This is a genomic window from Chlorobium sp., assembly GCF_036528655.1.
Classification (GTDB): domain Bacteria; phylum Bacteroidota; class Chlorobiia; order Chlorobiales; family Chlorobiaceae; genus Chlorobium.
Map to the genome: position 1 here is coordinate 44,782 of NZ_JAIGND010000030.1, position 19,048 is coordinate 63,829.

At 54.7% G+C, this 19,048-nt stretch carries 21 protein-coding genes; 8 read left to right on the forward strand and 13 right to left on the reverse strand.

Annotation, left to right across the window (positions count from 1 at the left end; all coding sequences use genetic code 11):
* Positions 1 to 101: 101 nt before the first annotated feature.
* Positions 102 to 314, reverse strand: coding sequence for a Sec-independent protein translocase subunit TatA/TatB (locus tag K4305_RS07980; RefSeq protein ID WP_331561887.1), 213 nt, complete (start codon positions 312 to 314; stop codon positions 102 to 104).
* A gap of 164 nt (positions 315 to 478) precedes the next feature.
* On the reverse strand, positions 479 to 1,117 hold the full coding sequence (locus K4305_RS07985) for a phosphatidylserine decarboxylase (RefSeq protein ID WP_331561888.1): 639 nt from the start codon (positions 1,115 to 1,117) through the stop codon (positions 479 to 481).
* A 187-nt stretch (positions 1,118 to 1,304) separates the two neighbouring features.
* Here K4305_RS07985 and tilS point away from each other — a divergent pair, with 187 nt between their 5' ends.
* Positions 1,305 to 2,285, forward strand: coding sequence for a tRNA lysidine(34) synthetase TilS (gene tilS, locus K4305_RS07990; RefSeq protein WP_331561889.1), 981 nt, complete (start codon positions 1,305 to 1,307; stop codon positions 2,283 to 2,285).
* A gap of 31 nt (positions 2,286 to 2,316) precedes the next feature.
* On the opposite strand, the gene K4305_RS07995 is transcribed toward tilS, so the two are convergent.
* The 5 genes from K4305_RS07995 to trpD all read right to left on the reverse strand — a co-directional run bounded on the left by K4305_RS07995 (position 2,317) and on the right by trpD (position 6,351).
* Complete coding sequence (locus tag K4305_RS07995) at positions 2,317 to 3,378, reverse strand: hypothetical protein (RefSeq protein WP_331561890.1); 1,062 nt, start codon at positions 3,376 to 3,378, stop codon at positions 2,317 to 2,319.
* Positions 3,379 to 3,391: 13 nt separating this feature from the next.
* Positions 3,392 to 3,832, reverse strand: a complete 441-nt coding sequence (rnhA, locus tag K4305_RS08000; RefSeq protein ID WP_331561891.1) for a ribonuclease HI — start codon at positions 3,830 to 3,832, stop codon at positions 3,392 to 3,394.
* A gap of 78 nt (positions 3,833 to 3,910) precedes the next feature.
* The gene (rpmB, locus tag K4305_RS08005) at positions 3,911 to 4,129 is read right to left on the reverse strand and encodes a 50S ribosomal protein L28 (RefSeq protein WP_331561892.1); all 219 of its coding nucleotides are present in this window, start codon (positions 4,127 to 4,129) and stop codon (positions 3,911 to 3,913) included.
* A 94-nt stretch (positions 4,130 to 4,223) separates the two neighbouring features.
* Positions 4,224 to 5,216: a chlorophyll synthase ChlG gene (chlG, locus tag K4305_RS08010; RefSeq protein WP_331561893.1), complete on the reverse strand. Its 993-nt coding sequence runs from the start codon at positions 5,214 to 5,216 to the stop codon at positions 4,224 to 4,226.
* 79 nt (positions 5,217 to 5,295) lie between these two features.
* Positions 5,296 to 6,351, reverse strand: a complete 1,056-nt coding sequence (gene trpD / locus K4305_RS08015) for an anthranilate phosphoribosyltransferase (protein ID WP_331561894.1) — start codon at positions 6,349 to 6,351, stop codon at positions 5,296 to 5,298.
* Between the two features lie 123 nt (positions 6,352 to 6,474).
* On the opposite strand from trpD, the gene K4305_RS08020 reads away from it, so the two are divergent.
* Both K4305_RS08020 and cutA read left to right on the forward strand, forming a co-directional pair.
* The gene (locus K4305_RS08020; RefSeq protein WP_331561895.1) at positions 6,475 to 7,572 is read left to right on the forward strand and encodes a M24 family metallopeptidase; all 1,098 of its coding nucleotides are present in this window, start codon (positions 6,475 to 6,477) and stop codon (positions 7,570 to 7,572) included.
* A gap of 29 nt (positions 7,573 to 7,601) precedes the next feature.
* On the forward strand, positions 7,602 to 7,928 hold the full coding sequence (gene cutA / locus K4305_RS08025; protein ID WP_331561896.1) for a divalent-cation tolerance protein CutA: 327 nt from the start codon (positions 7,602 to 7,604) through the stop codon (positions 7,926 to 7,928).
* A gap of 5 nt (positions 7,929 to 7,933) precedes the next feature.
* Here cutA and K4305_RS08030 read toward each other — a convergent pair whose 3' ends face one another.
* From K4305_RS08030 to K4305_RS08045, 4 genes are read right to left on the reverse strand one after another with little or no spacing between them, the layout of a single operon-like run.
* Positions 7,934 to 8,830, reverse strand: a complete 897-nt coding sequence (locus tag K4305_RS08030; protein WP_331561897.1) for a lysylphosphatidylglycerol synthase transmembrane domain-containing protein — start codon at positions 8,828 to 8,830, stop codon at positions 7,934 to 7,936.
* Positions 8,817 to 9,749, reverse strand: a complete 933-nt coding sequence (locus tag K4305_RS08035) for a glycosyltransferase family 2 protein (RefSeq protein ID WP_331561898.1) — start codon at positions 9,747 to 9,749, stop codon at positions 8,817 to 8,819. Before K4305_RS08035 ends, K4305_RS08030 begins: the two co-directional genes overlap by 14 nt.
* Positions 9,746 to 11,308 (reverse strand): ArnT family glycosyltransferase, encoded by a 1,563-nt coding sequence (locus K4305_RS08040; RefSeq protein WP_331561899.1) that lies wholly within the window; start codon positions 11,306 to 11,308, stop codon positions 9,746 to 9,748. Before K4305_RS08040 ends, K4305_RS08035 begins: the two co-directional genes overlap by 4 nt.
* Positions 11,280 to 11,906: a phosphatase PAP2 family protein gene (locus K4305_RS08045; RefSeq protein ID WP_331561900.1), complete on the reverse strand. Its 627-nt coding sequence runs from the start codon at positions 11,904 to 11,906 to the stop codon at positions 11,280 to 11,282. The genes K4305_RS08040 and K4305_RS08045 overlap by 29 nt, the downstream gene beginning before the upstream one ends.
* 168 nt (positions 11,907 to 12,074) lie before the next feature.
* On the opposite strand from K4305_RS08045, the gene purU reads away from it, so the two are divergent.
* The 5 genes from purU to K4305_RS08070 all read left to right on the forward strand — a co-directional run bounded on the left by purU (position 12,075) and on the right by K4305_RS08070 (position 15,417).
* The gene (purU, locus tag K4305_RS08050; RefSeq protein WP_331561901.1) at positions 12,075 to 12,938 is read left to right on the forward strand and encodes a formyltetrahydrofolate deformylase; all 864 of its coding nucleotides are present in this window, start codon (positions 12,075 to 12,077) and stop codon (positions 12,936 to 12,938) included.
* Between the two features lie 206 nt (positions 12,939 to 13,144).
* A complete protein-coding gene (locus K4305_RS08055; protein WP_331561902.1) occupies positions 13,145 to 13,684 on the forward strand; it encodes a lipocalin family protein in 540 nt (179 codons plus the stop codon).
* A gap of 14 nt (positions 13,685 to 13,698) precedes the next feature.
* Positions 13,699 to 14,214, forward strand: coding sequence for a lipocalin family protein (locus tag K4305_RS08060; RefSeq protein WP_331561903.1), 516 nt, complete (start codon positions 13,699 to 13,701; stop codon positions 14,212 to 14,214).
* Positions 14,215 to 14,268: 54 nt separating this feature from the next.
* Positions 14,269 to 14,841 (forward strand): flavin reductase family protein, encoded by a 573-nt coding sequence (locus tag K4305_RS08065; protein ID WP_331561904.1) that lies wholly within the window; start codon positions 14,269 to 14,271, stop codon positions 14,839 to 14,841.
* Between the two features lie 156 nt (positions 14,842 to 14,997).
* Entirely contained in the window at positions 14,998 to 15,417 is a 420-nt protein-coding gene (locus K4305_RS08070; RefSeq protein WP_331561905.1) for a DUF2784 domain-containing protein, read from the forward strand.
* Between the two features lie 10 nt (positions 15,418 to 15,427).
* Here K4305_RS08070 and cydC read toward each other — a convergent pair whose 3' ends face one another.
* Entirely contained in the window at positions 15,428 to 17,152 is a 1,725-nt protein-coding gene (gene cydC, locus K4305_RS08075) for a thiol reductant ABC exporter subunit CydC (protein WP_331561906.1), read from the reverse strand.
* Positions 17,149 to 18,888, reverse strand: a complete 1,740-nt coding sequence (cydD, locus tag K4305_RS08080) for a thiol reductant ABC exporter subunit CydD (RefSeq protein WP_331561907.1) — start codon at positions 18,886 to 18,888, stop codon at positions 17,149 to 17,151. The genes cydC and cydD overlap by 4 nt, the downstream gene beginning before the upstream one ends.
* Between the last annotated feature and the right edge of the window lie 160 nt (positions 18,889 to 19,048).

The window sequence follows — 19,048 nt, forward strand, 5'->3', positions numbered from 1 at the left end:
CGGTTTGTATGACTGCAGGCAAGATAACGCTGAAACAGAAGGAACGAGTACAAAAGGAAAGCCCTTGTTCGGGGCTTTCCTGACAAAAAGCAGGTATGCGGTCAGGATTTTGAGCTGCTGGAATTCTCCGGGCTTTTTTTCGGTGTATCGTCGATTGCCTTGTTGAATTCGTCTTCGATTTCAGTCTGGGCTTTTTTGAATTCTTTCATGCCTCTTCCAAGTCCTTTGGCAAGTTCGGGGAGTTTCTTTGCTCCGAACAGAAGCAAAATGATCAAGAGAATAAGGATGAGTTCCTGACCGCCTAATCCGAACATGGTGACTTCTCCCGTGAGATTGTGGTGTTGAAAGTATATTCCTTGCTACTTATATAATCAATACGATAGCCTAAACCAAACATTTTCGGCTCTAAACGCTGCTGGTCGCGGCGCCGTTCTTCAGACGGACATAAACAGCAGGGATGCTCTATGGGCCCTGTTCATCAGTACCGGGCTATAACGGTCTCTCCGGCCCTTGTCCGCTCTCCCGACCGGACGGTTACCGTCGCATGTGCAGGAAGCACCATATCTACACGCGAACCGAACCTGATCATGCCGAATCGATGCCCCTGTCTGACCGTGTCACCTTCACGAAGTTCGCAGACGATCCTTCTGGCAAGGAAGCCCGAAACCTGACTGAAAAGCAGTTTGGTTTTCCCGCTGGTTATGCCGATCTCCATTTTTTCATTGCTCTCGAGACTGCGATGGTCGAATGCCATCATGAACGTTCCCGGATGATAATGCAGGTGCGTGATTGTGCCGTCAAGCGGTATCCTGTTGACATGCACATCGAAGGGCGACATGAATATGCTTACGAGCGTTGATGACGGGCCGGTGAAATCGTTCTCAGCCGGTTGTACAAGCAGAACCCTGCCGTCTGCCGGTGCGATTATTGTTCCGGACTCCGGAGGCGGATGTCGCTCGGGATCGCGGAAAAAATAACAGCTGAACAAGAGCAGCAGAAATGAGAACAGCAGCGCTCCGGGCAGAAAGGAAGTCGCAAAAAGGCCTGTCGGCAGTGAAACGAGCAGCGCTGCAAGAAAGGTTTTCACTATGGTCGGATATCCCCAGCGAGTAAGCATGTCGATCGATAAGCAGTTATGGGCACCTGTAGTTATTGTCTGCGAAACCCGATCCCGATCTGCTGCGTTGTCCCGCTTTGTAATCCAGCCTCTGGCGGCAATAATCACAGATGTCCTTATAGTAATAACGAGGAAAAAAATACATTTTAGTCATGCTATTGCCAACCATGAAAATCCATCGACGCCGGTGATTCCTCTTGAAAAGCAATTTCTTCAGCAGCTTCGCGAACATCGGCTTGTCACCGACGGCGATCATGTGCTCGTTGCGGTATCGGGCGGCCCTGATTCCATGGCGCTGCTGCATCTGTTGCGCGCCGTCGCACCGGTTGTTTCCTGCCGTCTCAGCGTGGCTCATTGCAATTTCCGCCTCCGCGGCCGGGAGAGCGACTGCGACGAACAATTTGTCGTCAACCGGTGCGACGAAATGGGTATCGAGTGTTTTCATACAGGATTCGATACGGCCGATCTTTCAGTACAGTTGAAGCTCTCGATCGAAGAATGTGCACGAAAGCTGCGATACGACTGGTTCGCGCAGTTGCTTGCGGAGCATGGGATGACGAAAATCGCAACCGGACACCATGTGAGCGACAATGCCGAAACCATGCTGTTCAATCTGTTCCGCGGCACGTCGCTTCTCGGTCTCAAGGGTATCCGGGCGATGAACGGCAGGGTTATCCGGCCGCTGCTGCTTTTCCGCAAAACCGATATTCTCGCTTATCTCCATGAAAAGAGGATTGCTTATCGCAGCGATGCGAGCAATTTCGAAACCGATTACGACCGGAATTTTATCCGTAACAGGGTGATCCCTCTCGTCGAGGAGCGGTTTCGCCATAAATTGCTGCCTTCTCTGCAAAGGCTTTCAGAGCAGGCCGGGGAACTCGAAGAGTTTCTCGAAGGGCATTTCGATCGTTTGTGCGATGCATCTCCCGGCCTTTCTCTTCGAGAGGGAAGGCTTGATGCAAGGGAACTGCAGAAATTGAGCGTGTTCGAGCAGAAGGAGCTTTTCAAGAGGGCGCTGCAGGAATACGGCGAAGCTACGGATGCTGCGATGCTGCAGCGGCTGGTCAGGCTTCTCGGGACGCAGCCCGGACGAAGGATCGTTGTCAGCAGGAAGCTTGTCGTCGAGTGGCGCGGCGGCCAGCTTCATTTCCTGCAAACCCGAGGGTGAAGGCAGCCATTGTACCCGGCAGTCCGGAACCCTATGGCTGACTCGCTGTTTTCCTGAATATCTGTTCCGGCAGGTCGGCAGTGATGATGACCGATTCGAGATTCTGCCGGATATCTACCCTGTCGAGCAGCTCTCTGGTCTGGGGAGTGGTTCTCGACTCCGACAGGCCGCTCAGTTTTACGGCTCCCCAGAGAAAGGTCGAAGCAAAAAATGCGGCTCTCCGCGTTTTGTAGACCCATTCGGACTGCGCCTCGATGCCTTCGTCAAACCTGGCCGAAAGGATAAGGTGCCGGATGCGGCTCAGGTTGCCCACGGTGTTCATGTCGCTGTTGGCCGATGTCAGGCTCCTGAGCGCGCCGCCTGTCCATTCAGCCGAAGGAAGGGCGAACCAGAGCTGCGATTTGTAGACCGCCTTGCCGATCAGCGCCGTCGAGAGCGAATCCCGCTCTAAAAAGCTTCCTGACGGTTCCAGAAACCCTGCGAGCATCTCTCCGCTGCTCGCTACTGCAATCCGTTCCGGTCCAAAGGGGGAAAGCCAGAAATGCTCATCGATGCGGTACAGGATTCTGTTGCCTGCCGATATGGTTTCAATGCTTCCGGCTTTAAGAAAGGCCTCGGGGAGTTTTGCGGTTAACCTGCCTGAAACGACTCCAATGAAATCGTTCTGTTTGAAACCGCTCTGCCGGAAACTGATGAAAAGCGTGTCAATATCTTCCGACATGACGATTTTCCTGCTCCTGCTGAGGCTGTCAAGCGTTTTGCCCATGCTGATTATCGGAGCCTGTTTCATGGAGTCGGGCATGATTTCCTGCCAGAACGCGCTGTTCCGGATCTCTTTCATGCCGATGTAGATCAGGGCGTCCGATTTGCCGGGCACCCGATCTATGAGGCTTTTCAGTTCCGCACTGAGCGTTTCGGGCTGCATGCGGGGTTTTTCCCAGTTCACCCAGATTACGATGCCGATAAAGAAGACCATGCTGATGAGGCTGATCGATATGAGCAGTCCCGGGCCTTTTTTCAGGGAGCGTTTTGCCGGAGATGCCGGGCCGGGAGGTGTGTCATGTCCGGGATCGCCTTGCATGGTTTTCTGCATGAATTTCCGGGTATCAGGATTTGTTTTTAATCGCCAGGCGGGCCAGTTCGTCGCATCGGTTATTGAACCTGTTGTCGCTGTGGCCTTTGACTTTGTGAAAGGTAACTTCGTGCAATGTAACCATCTTCAGGATTTTTTTCCAGAGATCGATATTTTCGACGCTCTTTTTGGCTGCGGTCGTCCAGTTATTGGTCGTCCACCGTTTCAGCCACCCCTGGTTCATGGCATTGACCAGATAGGCCGAATCGCTGTAGAGATCGACGATGCAGGGTTCTTTGAGTGCTTCGAGGCCTTCAATGGCCCCGGTCAGCTCCATGCGGTTGTTGGTGGTTGCCGGCTCGTAACCCGAAAGTTCGCGGCACCGGTCGCCGTACATCAAGAGAGCGGCCCAGCCGCCTTCTCCCGGATTGCCACTGCAGGCTCCGTCGGTGTAAATGGTTATTCTTTTTTTCATAGATGTAAAAAAGGCTCAATCCTGTTACGGATCGAGCCTGTGAAAAACCCCTTGTCCCGCTTCCGAGAGGAAGAACGGTTATTTCAGGAGAGCGGCGAGTTCGGCGGTGCCGGTTCTGGAGATGATCTTCATGGCTTTTGCGGAAAGCTTCACCTTGACCCAGCGTTTTTCCTCTTCAATCCAGATTCTCTTCGTATGCAGGTTCGGCTCGAAACGGGTTCGGGTGTGGTTATTGGCATGCGAAACATTATTGCCGTATTTTGGTCTTTTACCGGTCAGGATGCAGACTTTGGACATGATGCACAATCTATTGGTGTTAAAAAAACGAAACGGAATATAACAATAGTTTTGAAAACCTGAAATCTCTTGTTTTCTAACAGTGCCCGTTCCTTCAGGGACGGATGCCGACGGCACATACCATCATTGAGAGAACATAGAGCAGGGTGCCGAAGGCATTGTACCAGACGGCCTTCTCTCGTGGATTGGCAATCAGTATCTTCTGCATGGGCAGTTGCGCCACAAGCAGCGCCGATGCGATTCCGGTGCTTATCCATGAACCTTTTGCCACGAGGATGGCTATTGCGGCAATCTGGGCGAGATCCATGATAACCGAAGCGAGAACGGCGGCTTTCTTTTCACCGAGCTGCACCGGAATGGAGGCAACTTTGCGGATGTTGTCGCCGACTACCGATTTGAAATCGTTGAGCGTCATGATGCCATGGGCGCCAAGCGAGAAAATGAGGGCAAGAGCGATGGTTTCCCCGGAAGGTATCCCCTGGGTGATGGCAAAACTTCCCGTCAGCCACGCAACGCCCTCATAGGCGAGCCCCACAATCAGATTGCCGAACCAGCCGTTGCGTTTTGCCCGGACAGGCGGCCCGGAGTATGCATGGGACATCAGTACTCCCACGAAAGCGATGGCTACCACATAGGGGTGAATCGACAGGGCTACCAGAAATCCGGTGATGATGAGGCCGAAAGTGATGAGCCAGCTTGCAGATTTCGATATCTTTCCTGCAGGTATCGGGCGGTCGGGTTCGTTGATGGCATCGACCTCCCGGTCGAAGTAGTCGTTCATGGTCTGCGACATCGCGCACATGAGCGGACCTGCAAGAATTACCCCGCGCAGCAGGATAGACCAGTTCGACAGGATATCCTCGCCGGTCGAAACCACGCCGCAGGCGAAGGCCCACATCGGAGGGAACCATGTGACCGGTTTCATGAGCGGCAGAATTGCCGAAGGCTCTATTCTGAACCCCGGCTTGTTCACGTTTTCCAGGGCCTGCTGAATGGCTTTCTGCCTGGAAGCGCTCACGCCCGACATGCGCAGTTTATCGCTGATGCTTTCTTGAATATCCGGACGCAGGATGTTGTTTCCGTTCATGATCGACAATTAAAAACGCACTTCGGCTGCCGCGGTGAAAGCAACAATAATACAAGTTTTTTGGTAAAAATATAAGGGCTTAGTTGACTGCCTTACTGCAGCGCGCGGAAAGCCCGGCATTCAGCTCGAGAATCCGGTCGAATTTTCTGGCGGTCGCGCCGCTTTCCAGCGTTTCTCTCGACATGTCCATTCCGTCATCGATGCAATTTGCTTTTCCGGAAACGTAACATGCCATCGCCGCAGTGTAAAGTGCCGCATCCACCTGCGCCGGCGATGCGCTTCCGTCGAGGATCGAACGGATGATCGCCGCGTTTTTTTTGCGGTCGCCGCCCTGTATAGCCGAAAGCGGATGTCTGTCGAGGCCGAAATCTTCTGGTTGTACCGTATGGCGGCAGACATAGCCGTTCTGGATTTCAACGATGTATGTCGGGCCGTTGAGGCTTGGTTCGTCAAGTGCGATGCCTTCCTCAGTCATGGAGTGGACGATCATGGCATGCTGGGCGCCTGTCTGAAGCAGCACTTCCGTATAGAGCTCCATCAGCTCGCTGCTGAAGACCCCGACAAGTTGACGCCTGGAGCGGGCCGGATTGACGAGGGGGCCGAGCATGTTGAATATCGTTCTGATACCGAGGTCCCTGCGTACCTGGGCGACCCGCTTCATCGAGGGATGATAGATCGGTGCGAACAGAAAGGCAAAACCGGTATGCGTGAACAGTTCGCCGGTTGCTTCTGCAGGAAGGTCTATGGCGAAACCGAGTTCCTCCAGCACGTCGGCGCTGCCGCAACTGCTCGTGACCGAACGGTTTCCATGCTTGGCGACCGGGACGCCGACGCTGTTGGCGATAATGGAGCCGATCGTGGAAATATTGAATGTTCCGGCATGATCGCCGCCTGTACCGCATGTATCGACGGCATTCTCGTGCAGGTCGATGATGTTCGCTTTTGCGATAAGACTGAAGTAGGCTCCCGTCAGCTCAGGCGAGGTAATGCCTTTACGCTGCAGCAGGGCAAGCAGGGCGGCAACCACCGTATCGGGAAAAACGCCGTTCATGATGGCGTTCATGCACTGCGTCATCTCCTCCTGCGTGAAATGTTCGCCGGAGAGCAGCTTATGAAGAAAATTCTTGTGAGCCATGAAAAAAATGGTTGGCGGAGAGAGAATCAAAAAAGCAATAAATGTAAATTATAACAAGAATATGGCGCATTGCAAGCGCTCATGCTTTTCTTACGGGTATTTTTAACGCACTCAGGCGCCGGTATGGATCTCGCATTACATGATTTCCTTCGTACGGAGGCTCTCGTACATGTTCGTGACGGCATGGCCCGTCGCCGGCTCGATGCCCTGATCGTTTCGGATCTCTCCGTTATCCGGTGGCTGACCGGGTTCAGCGGTTCGAGCGGACGGTTGCTCATCGGCACTGGCCAGTGTATTCTTTTTACCGATTTCCGCTATCGCGAGCAGGCAGCTGTTGAGGTTCGGGTTGCCGAAACCGTCATAACGCAGGACGGTTTTGCCGCTGAACTGGTTTCCGGCACTTACCCTCTCGGCAGCGCTGTCGGTATACAGTCCGACAGTATGACATGGAACGAAGCCCGCCGGTTGTGCGACAAGCTTCAGGGAATTTCCATGGCGGTTCCTGTTGAGTCCTTTTTCGACGACCTTCGGATGCTCAAGAACGTCATCGAGCTGACGCACCTGCAGAGGGCTGCCGCAATCAGCGAACAGGTGCTCGATATGGTTCTGCCCATGATCAGGCCTGAGGCCACCGAACTCGATATTGCTGCGGAAATATCGTACCAGCACAGAAAGCTCGGCGCTGAGAAGGACTCTTTCGATCCGATCGTCGCTTCCGGACCGAGAGCCGCCATGCCGCACGCAAAACCATCTGCAGCGCATTTTCGCGTTGGTGAGCTGATCGTCATTGATATGGGTTGCGTTGTTGAAGGGTACGCTTCCGATCAGACGCGGACGGTTTCGCTCGGCAGGGTTTCCGACGAGGCAAGGGAGGTTTACCGGATCGTCCGGGATGCACAGCAGATCGGTCTCGCCAGCGCGAGGTGCGGGATGAAAGCCTCGGAACTCGACAGCGCGGTACGTTCGTTCATTGCCGGCCAGGGTTACGGTGAGGCTTTCGGACACAGTCTGGGCCACGGCGTCGGCATCGACGTGCACGAGGAGCCGCGCATCAGTTCCAAAAACGACCGCATACTGGAGGAAAACATGGTTTTTACCGTCGAACCGGGCATCTATCTGCCAGGGCGGTTCGGCGTACGCATCGAAGATACCGTAGTGCTCCGCAGTGACGGGGCGCACCCTTTCCAGCGGTTCACGAAACAGCTTGTTGAATTACAGTAACGAATCGCAGCATCGAAACAGGCAAGCCGATGAACGAAGAATATTGCATGGCGATCACCACCATTTCCGGCAGGGAGGAAGCCGAGGAACTTGCCGAAGGCATTCTTGGCAACCATCTCGCCGCCTGCGTCCAGATGACTGCCGTCCGCAGCTATTTTCTCTGGGAAGGCGAAGTGCAGCGGGAGGCTGAAATGCTGCTTCTCATCAAAACCACTTTCGCCCGATACGGCGCGCTCGAATCATATATCAGCGAGTACCATCCTTACGACGTTCCCGAGATCATAAGGATTCCCATAACCGGGGGTCTCTCGGGCTACCTTGCCTGGCTCTCCTCGACGACATCACCATCCGGCTGAGCGAATCAGGGCGATTGCGGCAGGCTTCCGGCGCTTGTTTCATGGCGTGTACGGCCAAGGATGCCGGCCAGGGCCGAAATTGCCGAGATGCCGAAAAAGATCAGCGAAAGCGCCACGCCCGTGCTGGTATCGAGCGAGAGGTATTCGAGCAGAAAATAAAAGGTCACCTCCCTGGCCCCGGCGCCTCCGACAGTGATCGGCAGTACGGTTGCTATGGAGGAGATCAGGAAAATAGCCAGGTAGTCGATGGCGTGGTATGCCGGAGAGATAGCCTTGAGGATGAAAAATGCGGAGATGACCTGGGTAACCTGAATCAGCATCGACTCCCATGCGGTAATGGCGAAGCTTCGGAGGAACTGCTTGTAGAAGAGTTTGTTGAGCAGGAACGAAAGCGGATAGAGCGATACCATAATCGCCCATGCGTGAGGGATGAACTGCGGCAGCTTCTGCGCGAAGGTGCTCGGCAGGAGCAATGCGAGTGAGAGGACGGCAAGCGCTATGATGCCGCATAGTCGGTCCCAGAACACGGCATTGAATACATTGATCATCCTGATGCCGTGGTTCTTCTGCAGGATGTAGATCTTGTAGCCGTCCCCTCCGACGCCCCCCGGCAGAAAGAGGTTGTAGAACATACCGAGGTAGTAGAGCTTCATGTTGTACATCGTCGAAAGCTCGATGCCGATATCCCTGAAAAACCGGTTCAACCTGAGGGCGTTGACGATTTTCGAGATGTTGAAGAACAGAAACGAGAGCAGGAGGTACCAGGGGTTTGCATTGCGGATGATCCCGAAGAGTTTCGTCAGGTCGATTTTCGTCAATACAAGATAGAGCGCCAGCACGGTGATGACGAGCTGCACCAGGGTTTTCAGAAGCTTCGAGAGCTGTTGCTTACGGTTTGCCAACGATTTTCCGGATAATGTAAGGTTTCTTGTTCTGCGATTCGTAGTAGGTTCGCATGATGAATTCGGCCACAAAGCCTGTAGTGATGAGCTGGATGCCGATGAAGGTGAGTATCACGCCCAGCGAGAGCAGCGGACGTCCGCCGATCTCCTCCCCAAGCAGTTTCAGCGCCAGCAGATAGAGGTTGACGGCAATTCCGAGAAAAAACGAAAAGAAACCGAGCGTGCCGAACAGATGCATGGGTTTCTGGCCCCATTTCTGGAAGAACACCATGAAGAGCAGGTCGCTCAGTACCTTGAAGGTTCTGCCTAGGCCGTACTTCGAACGTCCGTATTTCCTTGGATGGTGGCGGACATCGACCTCCTCCATTCTTGCTCCGTAGAGCTGAACCAGCACAGGAATGAACCGGTGCAGTTCGCCGTAAAGGCCGAGATTCTTGGCGACATCCTTTCTGAACACCTTCAGCGTGCAGCCGTAATCGCGGATATGCACGTCGGTGAGGTTGCGGATCATGGCATTTGCAAGAGCGCTGGGAATTTTGCGGAGCACCATGCCGTCTTTTCTCGATGCCCTTCGTCCTGCCACGACATCGAGTCCGTGCGCCTCAAGGTGTCGGATCATCATGGGAATATCGCCGGGGTCGTTCTGCAGGTCGCCGTCCATCGTTGCGATCAATTCGCCCATGGCATGGTCGATGCCGGCAGCCATTGCCGTCGTCTGTCCGTAGTTCTTGTTAAGTATCACGAGTCGGGCGTTCGGGGGCGCAGCTTCCTGTATGGCTGCTGCCGTCCCGTCGGTCGAGCCGTCGTCTACGAGAATGATTTCGTGATCGATGGTTCCGAGTGCCGCGTCGAGCGCTTCAAAAAGCGGACGGATGTTCTCCGCTTCGTTCATGAGCGGGATGACCACTGAGAGTTTCATCGACGGGGTTTCAGGTCGTTGTTTTTCAAAAGGACGATGCCATGCCTGCTGAAAAGAATGTCGGGATTGTCGAGCCGTTCAAGATATTTTACCGTGGTCAGCACGATCTCTCCCGGCAGCGGCGCGCGTCTTTCAGCGAAAGATTGGGAATATAGCAAAAAAGAGGGGTAGTAGACCTTCCACATCACAACTTTGTATCCTCTCGCTTTCGAGAGCAGAGCAGCATCGCGAACAGGTTCCTGCAGCAGTCGGGCGGCAACCGGCATGAGATGGAAATTAACGCAAAGACAGAAGATGATTCCGGTCAAAGCCGCGCGCAGGGCGGTGGAGAGGCCGGGAACGAACGTCACGGCAGCCGTTGCGAGCGCAGCCGAGGCAAGCAGCAGCATGTGGTTTATCCCGGTCAGCTCTGTTGCGCTCCGCAGCACCGCCTGTATGTAGAGATCGTCGATTGTCGGCGCGATCACGGGAATCAGGAGCGGCAGCGCGGCGAAGAGAAGCAGAAACGTCGCAGGCCAGAGCGCATGCAGGCGAATATGTCTGGCGTATTGCGACGCTCTGGCCATCAGGATGAACAGCGGCGTGTAGCCGTAAATCATGTAGTGCGGCAGCTTGGTGCCCGAGAGCGAGAAAAAGACGAAGACGAACACGAACCAGATGCCAAGGTAGCGGTTAAGCGGTTCATCGAGCAGCTTTTTCAGGTTCAGCAACGCGGTAAAAAACATGCCGGTAAAGGGCATGAGTCCGGCAAGCACGACCGGTACGTAGTACAGTATCGAGCCCGAGTGTCCTTCAAGCGACGAACTGAACCGGTTCACGTTATGTTTGAAGATGAATCCTTCGATGAAAGCCATGCCCTTGTCGAGGTATTCGAGTGTGTACCAGGGCATAACGATGGCAAGGAAAAGCAGAATCGCCGGCAGGTTCAGCACGGTTTTCAGCCATTGCCTCAGCATCCCCTGCTGCAGGAAAAAGAGCAGGGAAACCGCGCCGGGAATCACGACGGCCACCGGTCCTTTCGTAAGCACGCCAAGTCCGGCAGCGGCAAATGCCAGATATCGGGAAGCGGCAGAACCTGTTTCGAAATGTCTGTAAACCGCAAACATGGTGACGGCAAGGCAGCAGTTCAGCAGGCCGTCGGCAATGGCCGCTTTGGCGATGATGGTGATCTGCAGAGAGAGTACCATGAAGACCGATGCGAGCAGGGCGGTGCCGGTGCCCGGTTCCCGCCGGGTAAAGAGGTAGATTGCCCCGGCCCAGACACCGGAAGCCGCAGCCGACGGGAAGCGGAACGCGAATTCGTTCATGCCGAACGTTTTTACGCTGAGCGCCTGCAGCCAGTAGACAAGGATCGGTTTGTCGAATCGCGGCAAGCCGTTCAGATAGGTGGTCAGGTAGTTGCCGCTCACAAGCATCTCGCGGGTAGCTTCGCTGAAAGCACCTTCATCGACGTCGAAAAGCGGCCCCGAACCGAGTCCTGCAAAAAAGCTGATGCCGACGAGCAGCGCCAGTACCAGCGCCGGTGTCAGCTCACGGGATTGCGGAAGGGATAATCGCATGGCAAGGCTTTTTGAAATAACGGTGATAGAGGAAAGCCGTCGACGCCGCTCCGAGCAGCGACCCGGCAAGTACGTCGCTGATATAGTGCTGGGTCGTTGCGATACGGCTGAAAGCGATCAGTGCGGCCCACAGGAAAAAGATCGGGCGATATCGCGGATAAAGTATGCCGAGCGTCGCGGCTACGCTGAACACCGTCGCAGAATGGCCCGATGGAAACGAAATCCACGCATGCTCGAATTGCAGGAAGTCGAACCCGTAGAGCGTTTCCCTGAAGTAAAGCTTCGGCCGGGCCCGACCGGCAACTACCTTGACAATATCGGCAGTAAGACCCGAAAACGCCACGGAAGAGAAAAGCAGCAGTCCCGATGAGGCAGCAGAAGGTTTTTTTCTTCGAAACAGCATGAATGCTGCAAGCCCGGCTGCAAGATACCACTGCGACTCGCCCTGGCGGGTAACGAACCTGAAGAACCGGGAGAATCCGGAATCCTTCAGATCCCTGAAAAAGATCGCGACGGGCAGGTCGAGAAAAAAGAAGCTCAGGACTCCGGCAATGCAGACCGCAGAAACAGCTATTATCCAGTAGTGTCGTTCACTCATGATGGTTTTTCCGCAGGTCGCCGGAGGTCGGGCGGGTTTTTCAGGTTTTTGAAATTATTCAGGTTAAACCGACGTTCGTGAAAATACATTAAATTTTAAAATGCCTCATAACCCGTCGTCCATTGTGGGCCGGCGGCCAGCTCCAGCAAATCTTTCAGTCAGTTTTACATGTCTTCTGCCGATCCGCGCGCCATCATGCTGCTCTCCTGTCCGGACAGGTCCGGACTTGTTTCCCGTATATCCCATTTCATCTACGAACGAGGCGGCAACATTCTCGATCTTGACGAGCATGTCGATACATCCGAAAAGATGTTTTTCATCCGTGTTTCATGGAGCACCGCACACTTTTCCATACCGGCATGCGAACTGCATGACGCTTTCGCTCCGCTTGCAAAAGAGTTCGGCGCCTCGTGGAATATCAGCCTTGGTGACAGGAAGATGCGAGTCGCGATTTTCGTCTCGAAATATGATCACTGCCTCCAGGATCTCCTCTGGCGGCACAGCATCGGCGAGTTTTCGATCGATATTCCCCTGATCGTTTCCAATCACCCCGATCTCGAACCCCTGGCCGCACGTTACGGTATTCCGTTCCATGTGTTTCCCGTATCTGCAGCGACAAAGGACGATGTCGAAAGACAGGAGATCGATCTTCTGCAGCAGCACGATATCGATACCGTGGTACTCGCCCGGTATATGCAGGTGCTTTCACCGCAGTTCGTCAACCGATATCCCTCAAGGGTCATCAACATTCATCACTCTTTCCTGCCGGCTTTCGTAGGCAGCAGCCCTTATCGACAGGCCAGCGAACGCGGAGTGAAAATTATCGGAGCCACCAGCCACTACGTAACCGAAGATCTCGATCAGGGACCGATCATCGAGCAGGATATCGTCAGGATCACCCACAAGGACACTCTCGATGACCTCATACGAAAAGGTCGCGATCTCGAACGGCTTGTCCTTGCCAGAGCCCTGCGCCTGCACAGCGAGCGGAGAATACTGGTTAACGGAAAAAAGACGGTAGTGTTTGATTGAAGCAAACGGTACTGCTATCAGGCCATCAGGCTATTCGGCAAGTTGTTCCCGGAGCGTTCCCGTTGAAGCGTCAGCCGGAAAAGGATGACGGATTCGTGAAAAAGAGAAACAAATAAAATGTTATCGGATTATGATAGTAAAAAAAATGTATCATTACCCTAATCCCTAATCCCTAATCCCTAATCCCTAACCCCTGTCTATTCCCCATGTTGAAGAAGTATCTCGTTTTTATTGTTCTGCTGATCTCCGGCTGCTCCGAAGTTCCCGATGGTGTTCGTGTCGTCGATGGGTTCCGGCTCGATCGATTTCTCGGAACATGGCATGAAATAGCCCGTTCCGACAATTCGTTCGAAAAGAATCTTGACCGGGTTTCCGCAGTTTATTCGATCGACGATTCCGGGCGGATCTCGATAATGAACAAGGGGTATGACGTCGAACTCGAACGCTGGCGTTTCAGGCGCGGAAAAGCACATATTTCCAGCGACAAAAGCAAGGGTGCGCTTAAAGTTTCATTTTTCGGTTCGTTTTATTCCGAGTATAATATTATTGCACTCGATAAAGAACACTACTCCTGGGCAATTGCCTGCGGTCGCGACAGATCCATGTTCTGGATTCTGTCACGCGAACCGGTAATTGACAAGGCGCTTATGAAGCGTCTGGCGGCAAAAGCCGATTCGCTCGGTTTCGACACGACGAAATTGCGATATGCCGGATACAGCGGCAAGCCTAAGGATGGTGCCAACTAAACTACGCTATAATCATGAAAAAACTGTTATTGCTTTTCATTATGCTTCTTTCCGGCTGTACCGGCGTGCCGGAGGGGCTTACCGTGGTCGACGGTTTCCGTCTTGAACGGTATCTCGGCACATGGTACGAGATTGCCCGGCTCGACAACCGGTTCGAGAAAAATCTCGGGCAGGTTTCCGCAGAGTACTCGCTTCGCGAAGACGGAAAAGTAAAGGTCATGAACCGCGGTTACGATGCTGAAAAAGGGGAGTGGAAGTCCATCGAAGGCAAAGCTGTATTTGTGGGCGACGTTACGGAAGGCGCTCTCAAGGTCTCTTTTTTCGGGCCCTTCTACGCAAGTTACAACGTCGTGGCCCTTGACCGGGAGAATTACTCCTGGGCTATTGTCTGCGGACACAAAAAATCCCTGTTCTGGATACTCGCCCGAACGCCGGAGATGGAACCTGCGCTCCTTCAGCAGCTTGTGGCCAAAGCCGATTCCCTCGGGTTCGAGACCGGGAAACTGCGGTATTTCGGGCAGCAGCGGTAGGTATAAAACAGTATTTTGTGCGCATTGGCGAAATCATTTCCGGATAACAGTCACATGAAACAATCTGTCGGAGCTAAAACACAACTTTTTCCCACACCGGTGCTGATGGTCGGAACCTATGACCGGAACGGCAAACCCAACCTGATGAACGCCGCATGGGGCGGTATCTGCTGCTCGCAGCCGCCCTGTGTTGCCGTTTCATTGCGCAAGGCTACATACTCACACGATTGTATCATTGAACGAAAGGGGTTTACGGTCGGCATCGCATCTGAAGGGCTGGTGGTCCAGGCCGACTACATGGGGATCGCTTCCGGGCGCGACGCCGACAAGTTCGCCGTTGCAGGACTGACACATGTGAAAAGCGACCTTGTCGACGCGCCTTATGCAGAGGAGTTTCCGGTAGTACTCGAATGCAGACTGCTGCATGTTATCGAAATCGGCCTGCACACCCAGTTCATCGGAGAAATCATCGACGTCAAGGCCGATGCCGCTGTGTTCGGCCAGGACGGTCGCCTCGACATCATGAAAATCCGGCCTCTCGTCTACGATACCGCCCGGAGAGGGTACCACGGCGTGGGGCCGCGTCTTGCTGCAGCGTTCTCTGTCGGAAAAACGCTGCAATCGTGAGTCCGACAACCATACTGCACTTTTATGGAAAGATGAGAAGACGGGAAGAGCAGACGAGTGAATTGCATCATGAAGAAGCTCATGGATCTAATGGTGGAATAAGGAATGCGACTCTGAATAAGACGCTGTTTTTACGGTTTTAATGGAATTATGGCCGTGGATACGCTGCTGTCATACAAAATGCTTGCAGACGCGGTTCTGGTTATTCATTTCGGAATCGTTCTGTTTGTCGTTCTGGGTTTGCCGGTAATCCTGATCGGCAACAGGTTTGGCTGGACGTGGGTGAACAGCCTCTGGTGGCGTTTGGTTCATCTTGCTTTTATTGGAGTCGTTGTTCTTCAGGACTGGCTGGGGCAGTACTGCATACTGACCGATCTGGAATCCGCATTCCGTATTAAGGCGGGGCAGCATGAGTATCAGAACAGCTTTATCGAGCACTGGCTTCAGAGAGTTCTTTACTTCGATGCCCCTCAATGGGTCTTCACGTTAGCATACACGTTTTTCGGGCTGATTGTGGCCTGGGCTTGGCTGCGGTTTCCTCCGAAGGCAGACCGCTGCAGAAGCGGCGACTCATGACTCTGTTTTTTTACACAGCGGGAGTTTCCTCGTGCTGAAGCTCCCACATTTGCCGGTAGAGCCCGTTCCGATGCAGAAGCTCCGCGTGCGTTCCTTTTTCCGTCACCTTTCCTTTATCCAGCACATAGATAGTGTCGAACCGTTCCATGTTGTAAAGCCGGTGGGTGATGGTGAGCAGGGTTTTTCCGTCAGTCAGGGTATCGATGGTTCTGGTGACTGCCCGATCGGTGGGCATATCGAGGCTGGCAGTGGCTTCGTCGAGGATGACGATCGGGGCATTCTGCAGGATCATGCGCGCTATGGCGATGCGCTGTCTTTCGCCGCCGCTGAGCTGCATGCCGTGCTGGCCTGCCCAGTCCTGGAGCCGGCTTGTGAAGTGGCCTATGCCGGCAGATTCGAGAGCTTCGGCAAGTTCAGTGTCGCTGGCGTCGGGTTTTGCCAGAAGGAGGTTTTCACGAATGGTTTCGCCGAAAAGGTAGGTGCGCTGCGAGACGAGCGAGAGGTTGCGTCGCAGTTCTTCAGGGTCGAAAGCGCCGATGTCGGTACCTCCGATGACGAGCTCGCCGGGCGCTGCGTTCCAGAATCGCACGAGGAGCGCGGCAATTGTGGATTTACCCGCTCCGCTTGGCCCAACGATGGCGACGTGAAGACCTTCAGGTATGTCGATTGTTACGCCATCGAGCGTTTTATCGGGGCTTCCGGGGTAGCTGAAGGTCAGGTTGCGCATCCGGATGTCGTGTTGCGCAGGGAATGGCTGCGGCTCTTGCGGGGCTGAGACTTCGGGTTTTGCATCGATGATATCGAAAAGGCGCTTTCCGGCATGGATGTCGGCCTCGATATGGCCTGCTGCGGCAGGCAGTGGCGCAAAGGCTTCGAAGGATGCCATGACTGCGAGCATGATCACCGAAAGGGTAATGCCGCTGAGCTGTCCGGACGGTACCGAGGGGAGCAGTACAAGCAGCACCCCGATCAGGGCGCCGTTCATGCATATGCCGACGAGCGATTCCTGCATGCCTTCGATCCACGCGTTTTTTTTCTGCAGCCAGAGGATTTCAGCCTCGTTGGCCTTCATGCGCTCCAGGCAGGCGTCGAGCTGACCGTAAACCCGAAGTTCGCCGAGTCCCTGGGTGAAATCCACCGTCTCTGTCTGCTGTCGGGCCCGAAGCTCGGTTATGCGTCTGCCAAAGCCCCTGCCGAGCCCGGCGGCAAGCAGCGGCAGGCCGATACCGGCGGCAAGCTGGAAACCGAGTGTTACCAGAGCGGCTTCAGGGGACCAGATGCCGATAAGGAACCAGATGAGCAGGGCGGTCATGACAGCCGTTACCGGGGGCGCGAGCACCCTCGCGTATATGTTCTCGAGACTCTGGATGTCGTCGACGATCCGCTGCAGAAGGTCGCCGCTTCTGAATGCAAGGAGTCGGGCCGGGGCGAGCGGTTCAAGGGCGTCGTAGAACCAGAGGCGCAGCCGGGCGAGGATGCGGAACGTGGCGTCGTGGGAGATCAGCCGTTCTGCATACCGGAGCGCCCCGCGTGCTATACCGAAGAATCTGACGCCTACGATGCCGAGCTGAATGTCGGACATCGGCGGCTGCAGAGCGGCTTTGGCGATGATGTAGGCCGAGGTCATGAGCAGCCCGATGCCGCTGCCGGTTGCCGCGAAACCCGCAATGGCGGCAAGCAGCATCCACCAGAAAAAAGGCCTGACAAGGCCGGCGAGACGAAGGAAGGTTTTCATGCGCCCTTCTCCGGAACGGCATGGCTCACGGAGCTGTAGTAGCCTCCTGCCGCCATAAGTTCTTTATGGGTGCCGGATTGGGCGATCGTTCCGTCGCGCAGCACGATGATGCTGTCGGCATTCCGGATGGTTTCCTGACGGTGCGCGATGATGATGACGGTTCTTCCTGCCATAAGTCGATGCATGGCAGTGCGCAGCGATCTTTCCAGCAGGGGATCGGTGTTCGATGTCGGTTCGTCGAGTATCAGCACCGGCGCATTTCTGAGGAACGCACGTGCAAGGGCAAGCCTCTGGGCTTCGCCGCCGCTCAGTCGTGCACCCTGTTCGCCGATTATCGTATCCAGTTCTTCCGGCATGTTTTTCAGCAGCTCGTCGAGTCCGGCGTGTGCGAGTGCGTCGCGCAATTCTGCGTCGTCGGCGTTCTTCCGTGCGAGCAGCAGGTTTTCCCTGATGGATGCGTTGAAAAGAAAAGGGTGCTGCGGAACCCATGCGATCCGGCTCAGCCAGGCTTCCTCGGAAAGGCTGTCGATAGATGTGTCGTTTATCGTTATCGAGCCTTTTTCCGGTATCACGAAACGCAGAAGCAGGCTGACGAGGGTGCTTTTGCCGGAGCCGCTCGGGCCGGTTATGGCCGTGGTCTTGCCGGGCGGAAACGAACAGGTGAGGCCTTCGATGGCGGGGGCGACGGCGCCCGGATAGGTGTAGGAGATATTATTGAATTTTATCGGCTGCTCTTTCAGCAGATTTTCAGGCAGCTTCCCGTGCCCGGGATTCGGTGTTTCTTCCGCCTTGTCCAGCAGGAAGAAAATATCCTTCGAAGCGCTGATTCCTTCCTTGCCGGCATGGAACCTCAGACCGAGCTGGCGGAGTGGGAGATAGAAGTCGGGAGTGAGCAGCAGTACGAACAGCGCCGGTAAAAATGCGATGTGGTCGCCCAGAAGGCGTATGCCCACTCCTACGGCGATGATGGCCGTGCCGATGGTGCCTGTCAGTTCGAGGGTCAGCGAAGAGAGGAACGCTATTTTAAGAACCTGCATGGTCGCATGGCGGAATGATTCTCCGGTACTCTCGATACCCTGGCGCTGTTCGCGGCTTCGAGCGAAGAGCTTGAGCGTGGTGAGCCCCTGCAGTCTGTCGAGAAAGTAACCGCTCATCCGGCTCATGGTTTGCCACTGCCGGTCGGTCATGGCGCCGGCGGATTTGCCGATGAGCATCATGAACAGGGGAATGAGCGGGGCGCTCAGAATCAGGATAAGAGCGGAAAGCGGATCGGAGGCTGCGACTGCAACGACAATAATCAGCGGTATTGCAACCGCAAACCAGAGTTGCGGCAGATACTGGCTGAAATAGGCGTCGAGAGCTTCGATACCTTTTGTCAGCGTTGCAGAGAGGCTGCCGCTCTGGAGCGATCGGGCAAACTGCGGCCCCAGCCGTCCGGTTGCCGATGTCAGCCGGCTGAAAAGATCCTGCTTGACAAGGATAGCCCCTTGTTTTGCCTGGTAATATGCGAACCAGGACAGCAGCATGCGCAGGATGCTTGCAAGCGCGAAGAGCCAGAGCAGCGGCCACAGGTCCTCGAACGTCTGCTTGCCGAGGAATGCGCCATCGATGATCCTGCTGAGCAGGGCTGCCTGCCAGACAATCGTCAGCGCGGCAATTGTTCCGGAAACCAGCGAAACGATAAACGGCACTTTGCGGGTTTTGGCGAGAGCTGTCAGGCGCCGGTCAACGTTCATGGTTCATTGAGCATGTTTCGGGAAACAACGCGTCATTGTCTGTTTCCGTTTGTCGTATAACAGAATGAAGAGCCCAATTGTAAGCAATAAAAAAGATGTATGCAACGTTCCGGATCGGGGGATGGAAAATGCCGCATCGCCCTTATGATTCACTTTTCAC